Origin of the sequence: Amycolatopsis circi (assembly GCF_003385235.1) — a bacterium.
GTDB classification, from domain to species: domain Bacteria; phylum Actinomycetota; class Actinomycetes; order Mycobacteriales; family Pseudonocardiaceae; genus Amycolatopsis; species Amycolatopsis circi.
In genome coordinates this window covers 22,482-29,187 of record NZ_PQIA01000130.1, presented here as the reverse complement: position 1 = coordinate 29,187, position 6,706 = coordinate 22,482, and the positions used below count along the sequence as shown (strand labels likewise).

The 6,706-nt window shown below is 68.4% G+C and carries 4 protein-coding genes; 3 read left to right on the top strand and 1 reads right to left on the bottom strand.

What is annotated here, in order from left to right; genetic code table 11:
- Positions 1–74: 74 nt before the first annotated feature.
- Positions 75–923: a chitosanase gene (locus D0D37_RS37300; protein ID WP_116205289.1), complete on the bottom strand. Its 849-nt coding sequence runs from the start codon at positions 921–923 to the stop codon at positions 75–77.
- 276 nt (positions 924–1,199) lie between these two features.
- Here D0D37_RS37300 and D0D37_RS37295 point away from each other — a divergent pair, with 276 nt between their 5' ends.
- The 3 genes from D0D37_RS37295 (at position 1,200) to hrpA (ending at position 6,704) form a co-directional block, all read left to right on the top strand.
- Positions 1,200–1,517 carry a hypothetical protein gene (locus D0D37_RS37295; RefSeq protein ID WP_162834658.1) on the top strand — a complete coding sequence of 106 codons (318 nt, stop codon included), beginning with the start codon at positions 1,200–1,202 and terminating at the stop codon, positions 1,515–1,517.
- 41 nt (positions 1,518–1,558) lie between these two features.
- Complete coding sequence (locus tag D0D37_RS37290; RefSeq protein ID WP_116205287.1) at positions 1,559–2,752, top strand: cation:proton antiporter; 1,194 nt, start codon at positions 1,559–1,561, stop codon at positions 2,750–2,752.
- A gap of 76 nt (positions 2,753–2,828) precedes the next feature.
- The gene (gene hrpA / locus D0D37_RS37285; RefSeq protein WP_116205286.1) at positions 2,829–6,704 is read left to right on the top strand and encodes an ATP-dependent RNA helicase HrpA; all 3,876 of its coding nucleotides are present in this window, start codon (positions 2,829–2,831) and stop codon (positions 6,702–6,704) included.
- Positions 6,705–6,706: the final 2 nt, after the last annotated feature.

Below are 6,706 nucleotides of genomic sequence, written 5' to 3'. Positions count from 1 at the left end.
GGGGGAGGTTGCGCGGGTGGGTGGCTCGTGAGTGGCGATGCCGGTTCTAACCGGGATTGCCACTCACGAGGGGTTCAGTTGATCTCGTAGGGGTCCCCGTAGACCTTCCACTTCAGCGGCGTGTGCAGATCGAGGTTGCCGTCGTTGAGGAACACCAGCTGTTCGGTGTCGACGCGGGACGTGTCCGCATGCGCTTCCTCCTTCTTCATGACCACCTTGCGCGCGTCGAGAAACGCCTCGAGGTAAGCGGTTTCGTCGCCGCCTTGCGCCGGTGGCTTCGCCTGCGACAGCGCGGCTTCGCGGATGCCGCCGAAGCTGTCGGTGCTCGTGCCGGGGCCGTGCATGACGATGGCGTCGTAGTAGATGAACTGGCCGAGCGCGCCGAGGCCGTCCGACTTGCCTTGGTTCACCGCGGGGTCGAAATACACGCGGTCGCGCTCGCTGTTCTGCGCGGCTTGGAATTCCTCGGTGCCCGCGGCTTCCTTCCAGGCGTTCTCGAACGGCGCGCCGAGACCGTCGTGCGAAGCGGAGCCGTTGACCTTTTCCAGCGCGGGCAAGAACTTCGCCAGCGGGTTGTCCGGCACGGATTTGGTGTAGGCCTGCACCAGTTCGAGCATGTCGCCGGTGCCGGAGCAGAACCCGATGATGCCCGCGGTGTAGCCGCGGCCGTCGCCGATGTCCTCGATGTAGGAGTACTGCTTCTTCCAGTCGAGCGACGAGTTTTCCGCGCTCGACACCAGCTGCATCGCGATCTCCTTCTTCTCCGGAGACGCGAGGTCGCCGCCGGAACCCAGCACGGACGCTGAGGCGGCGAGCGGGGCGGGTGCGGCGGCGGCCGAGAGAGCGGGTGTGCTGAGCACGAGGGCGAGGGCCGAGGCAGCCGTGAGACCGGCGACCAGCGTGGGCCGCATCGTCTTGCGCATGAGGGAATCCCTTTCCGCGGTTCCGTGGGCAAGGCGGCCGGACCGGCGAATGACCGGTTCCGGATACTGCTGCGGCGTAGCGCCACGATAACCGAGCGTGAAGCCGCGGGGCAAGGGATGCGCCGAAGTTTCCCGGAGGTGAACTTCATCAGTCCACTATGGACATAGAGATGGTCGAAAACGGTCGCCGACACGCGATCCGGCACCGGACTGTCTATTGTGGACACAATCCGGAGCGCCCGGCACACATTAAAGACATGGTAAACTCGTCCCGAGATGACGACTGCTGCCGCCGCTTCCGCGCCGCGGCACCGGTCCATCCTCGTCCTGCTGCTCGCCGCGCTGCTCCTGCTCGGCGTCGCGGTCCCCGGTCCAGGCCCGGCGGGCGCGCGTCCGCACGACCCCGAACCGGCCCTGGTCCAGGAGCAGGGCCCGCATCTCGTCGCCGCGCACCCGCTGCCGCTCGCCGACGCACCGGGCGAGATCCGCTTCGCCCGGCCGGATCGGTGCACCGTCCCGTTTTCCGCCGCACCTCCGGTCGAAATCGACCGTGCGCCCGCGCCCGCCGCCGCGCGGGCCCCTCCTGATTGCTGAGTACTCGTTTCCCGCCTGTACCCGGCTCTCAAGAGGATTTCATGAGCAACGGTCATGCTTTGCTGGCCGTCGGCGGCGCGTTTCTCGCCGCCGGCGCCCTCGCCCGCGTCGGCGCCCGGATCGGGCTGCCCACGATTCCCCTGTTCATGCTGGCCGGTTTCGTCTTCGGCCCGCACACCCCCGGATTGTCCCTTGTGGACGATCCGGCCGAGTTCGGCGTCCTGGCCGGGCTCGGTCTCGTGTTCCTGCTCTTCTATCTCGGACTGGAGTTCTCGCTCGACGACCTCGCCCGCGGCGGAGCCAGACTCGCCGGCGCCGGGGTGGCCTACCTGGTGCTGAACGTCGGCGGCGGGCTCGTGTTCGGCTTCGCGCTGGGCTGGGGCGCGCGCGAGGCGCTGGTGATCGCCGGCGCGATCGGCATCTCGTCCTCGGCCATCGTCACCAAGCTGCTCTTGGAAACCCGGCGGACGAACAACCGGGAATCCCGTCTCATCATGGGCATTGTCGTGCTGGAAGACCTCTTCCTCGCGCTGTACCTGGCGCTGCTGCAGCCGGTGCTCAGCGGTGCCGACGGATTCGCCGCGGCGCTCGCCGACTTCGGCAAGGCGTTCGGCTTCCTGCTCGTGCTCGCCGCGCTGGCCCGCTGGGGCGGACGGCTGGCCTCGCGGCTGTTCGGCTCGGCGGACGACGAGCTGCTCACCGTCTGCTTCGTCGGCGTGGCCGTGCTCGGTGCCGCGGTGGCCGAGGAGGTGGGCGTTTCCGACGCGATCGGCGCGTTCATGGTCGGCATGATGCTCGGCAATTCCAAGGTCGCGCTGCGGGTGCACAAGCTGGTGCTGCCGCTGCGGGACGCGTTCGGCGCGCTGTTCTTCTTCATCTTCGGGCTGTCGATCGACCCGGGCGCGGTCGGCACGGTCGTTCTCCCGGTGCTCGCCGCCGTCGTGCTGACGCTGGTGCTGAACCTCGCCGCCGGAGCGTTCGCCGCCCGCCTGCACGGCTTCGACCGGCAGGAAGGCGTGAACATCGGCCTGACCGTGCTCACCCGAGGCGAGTTCTCGCTGGTTCTGGCGGCGATGGCGACCGCGGCCGGGCTCGACTCGCGGGTGGCCCCGTTCGTCGCCGGATACGTCCTGCTCCTGGCCGTGATCGGACCGCTCGCGGTGCTCCGCTCGGACCGGCTGACCTGGCTGCTTCCGGCCAAGCTCGTGCGGCCGCGGCCGGCCCCGGTGTCGTGAGCCGGGGACGCCGGGCTGTCACTCGCGGCATATTCGGAAGCCACGGCGGTCACGCACGGCTATCCTTGGCCCAAGTATGTCCACTCCATCCCCCTTCGCAGAGCTGCGCGCCCAGCTGCCCGAACTGATGCTGCGCGACGAGTACCGGCTCCGTCGTCGTCTCGACGGCGCGCGCCGGTCTCGTGGCAAGCAGGAGACGGCCGAGCGCATCGCCGCCGACGTCGAAACGGCGCTGCTGCGCGTGCAGCAGCGCCGCGAAAGCGTGCCGAAGATCGAGTACCCCGCCGAGCTGCCGGTCAGCAGGCTCAAGGACGAGATCGGCGACGCGATCCGCGACCACCAGGTCGTGATCGTCGCGGGGGAGACCGGGTCCGGCAAGACCACGCAGCTGCCGAAGATCTGCCTGGAGCTGGGCCGCGGCGTGCGCGGGCAGATCGGGCACACCCAGCCGCGCCGGCTGGCCGCGCGCACGGTCGCCGACCGGATCGCCAGCGAGCTGAAGACCGAACTGGGCGACACCGTCGGCTACAAGGTCCGGTTCACCGACCATTCCGGCCAGGACACCCTGGTCAAGCTGATGACCGACGGCATCCTGCTGGCCGAGATCCAGACCGACCGGATGCTGCGCCAGTACGACACGCTGATCATCGACGAGGCGCACGAGCGCAGCCTCAACATCGACTTCATCCTCGGCTACCTCAAGCAGCTGCTGCCGCGCCGTCCTGACCTCAAGGTCGTCATCACCTCGGCGACCATCGACCCGGAACGGTTCTCGCGGCATTTCGACGACGCGCCGATCGTCGAGGTCTCCGGCCGGACTTACCCGGTCGAGGTGCGCTACCGGCCGCTCGTGGACCCGGACGAGCCCGAGGGCGATCCGGACCGCGACCAGACGCAGGCGATCGCCGAGGCGGTCCAGGAACTGTCCGCCGAGGCGCCGGGCGACATCCTCGTGTTCCTCTCCGGCGAGCGCGAAATCCGGGACACCGCCGACGTGCTGAACCGGCTGGACCTGCGGAACACCGAGGTGCTGCCGCTGTACGCGCGGCTTTCCTCAGCCGATCAGCACCGCGTCTTCCAGCGGCACACCGGACGGCGGATCGTGCTGGCCACGAACGTCGCCGAGACGTCGCTGACCGTGCCCGGGATCAAGTACGTGATCGACCCGGGCACCGCGCGCATCTCGCGCTACAGCCATCGCACGAAGGTGCAGCGGCTGCCGATCGAAGCGGTCTCGCAGGCGTCGGCGAACCAGCGCAAGGGCCGTTGCGGGCGTACCTCGGACGGCATCTGCATCCGGCTGTACTCCGAGGAAGACTTCGAATCGCGGCTGGAGTTCACCGAACCGGAGATCCTGCGGACGAACCTCGCGTCGGTCATCCTGCAGATGACGTCGCTGGGCCTCGGCGAGATGAACGCGTTCCCGTTCGTGGAGCCGCCGGACCGCCGCCAGGTCGCCGACGGCGTGCAGCTGCTGCAGGAACTCGGCGCGTTCGAGACCGGCGATTCGTCGAAGCTCACCGAGGTCGGCCGGAAGCTCGCGCTGCTGCCGGTGGACCCGCGGATGGGCCGGATGGTGCTGGAGGCCGCGCAGAACGGCTGCGTGCGCGAGGTGATGATCATCGCCGCCGCACTGTCCATTCAGGACCCGCGCGAGCGGCCGGCGGAGAAGCAGCAGGCCGCCGACGCGCAGCACTCCCGGTTCGCCGACCCGACGTCGGACTTCCTCTCCTACCTCAAGCTGTGGGAGTACGTCAGCGAACAGCAGAAGACGTTGACCGGCAACCAGTTCCGCCGGATGTGCCGCACCGAGTACCTGAACTACCTGCGGATCCGCGAGTGGCAGGACATCTTCGGCCAGCTGCGCCAGCTCGCCAAACCGCTCGGCATCACGCTCAGCACCACGCCCGCCGAACCGCAGCACGTGCACACGGCGCTGATTTCCGGGCTGCTGTCGCACATCGGTCTCAAGGACCCGGCGAAGGGCGACTACCTCGGCGCGCGCGGGGCCCGGTTCTCGGTGTTCCCCGGTTCGGCGCTGTTCAAGAAGCAGCCGCGCTGGGTGATGTCGGCCGAACTGGTCGAGACGTCGCGCTTGTGGGGCCGGGTCAACGCGCGGATCGAGCCGGACTGGGTCGAACCGCTCGCGCAGCATGTCGTGAAGCGTTCATATTCGGAGCCGCACTGGGAGCGCAAGCAGGGCGCGGTGATGGCGACGGAGAAGGTGACGCTGTACGGCGTGCCGCTCATCGCGGACCGGCGGGTGAACTACGGCCGGATCGACCCGGAGATCTCGCGCGCGATGTTCATCCGGCACGCGCTGGTCGAGGGCGATTGGCACACGAACCACCGGTTCTTCGCGGAGAACCGCGCGCTGCTGGACGAGGTCGAAGACCTGGAGAACCGCGCTCGCCGCCGCGACATCCTGGTGGACGACCAGACGCTGTACGAGTTCTACGACGCGCGAGTGCCCGAGGACATCGTGTCCGTGCGGCACTTCGACAGCTGGTGGAAGAAGGCTCGGCGGAACGAGCCGGACCTGCTGTCGTTCGAGAAGTCCATGCTCATCAACGAGGTCGCGGGCGCGGTCCGTGAATCGGACTACCCGGACTCGTGGACGCAGGGCACGCACGTCTTCAAACTGACCTACCAGTTCGAGCCCGGCGCGGACGCAGACGGCGTGACCGTGCACATCCCGCTGCCGGTGCTGAACCAGGTGACCCCGGACGGTTTCGACTGGCAGGTGCCCGGCCTGCGCGGCGAACTGGCGACGCAGCTGATCAAGTCGCTGCCGAAAACGTTGCGGCGCAACTTCGTTCCGGCTCCGGACACGGCCGCGGACGCGCTGACGCGAATGTCCCCTTCGGACGGTCCGCTGCTCGACATCCTGGGCGACGAGCTGCACGCGATGCGCGGCATCGACGTCCCGCATTCGGCGTGGGATCTTTCGACGGTGCCGGACCACCTCCGGATCACCTTCCGCGTGGTGGACGAGCGCGGCAAGCGGGTGGCCGAGGGCAAGGACCTGGACGAGCTGAAACGCCGTCTCGCGCCGCGCGTGCGGGAGACGATTTCCAAGGCCGCCAACAGCATTGAGAAGGCCGGCCTGGTGCAGCCGTCGTTCGGCGAGCTGCCGAAGGTCTTCGCCTCCACCCGGCGCGGCCACGACGTGAAGGCGTACCCGGCGCTGGTGGACGAGGGCGCGTCGGTGGCCGTGCGACTGCTGGACACGCCCGCCGAACAGCAACACGCGATGTGGTCCGGCACGCGGCGAATGCTGCGGCTGAACCTGAACTCGCCGATGAAGTTCATTACGCGGTCGCTGTCGAACTCCTCGAAGCTCGTGCTGAACCGCAACCCGCACGGCAGTGTCGCGGGTCTGCTGGAGGACTGTGTCGACTGCGCTGTCGACGCCCTGATGGCGGCGGCAGGCGGCCCGGTCTGGGACGAGGCGGGTTTCGCTGCTCTGCTGGAAAAAGTGCGGGCGGGCTTGAACCCGAAGGTGCTGGAGGTTTTGACGGAGGTCGAGCGGATCCTGCGTGCGGCCATCGACGTCGAAACGCGCCTGTCGGACACGCGCGGCCCGGCTGAGTCGCTGGCGGACATCCGTCGTCAGCTGGACGGCTTGGTGCACAAGGGCTTCGTGACGGAAACGGGTGCCGGGCGGCTGTCGAACGTGGTCCGGTATCTGCGCGGCATCGAGCGGCGGTTGGAGAAGCTGCCGCTGGAGCAGACGCGAGACTTGCAGCGGATGGCAGACGTCGCGTGGATCACGAAGGAGTACCAGGACGCGATGAGTGCTTTGCCGCCTGGGACGTCTTCGCCTGCCTTGGCGGAGGTGCGGTGGATGATCGAGGAGCTTCGGGTGAGCTTCTTCGCGCAGACACTGGGGACGGCGCATCCGGTGTCGTTGAAGCGGATTACGAAGGCATTGGACGACGCGCTGGCCTGAGG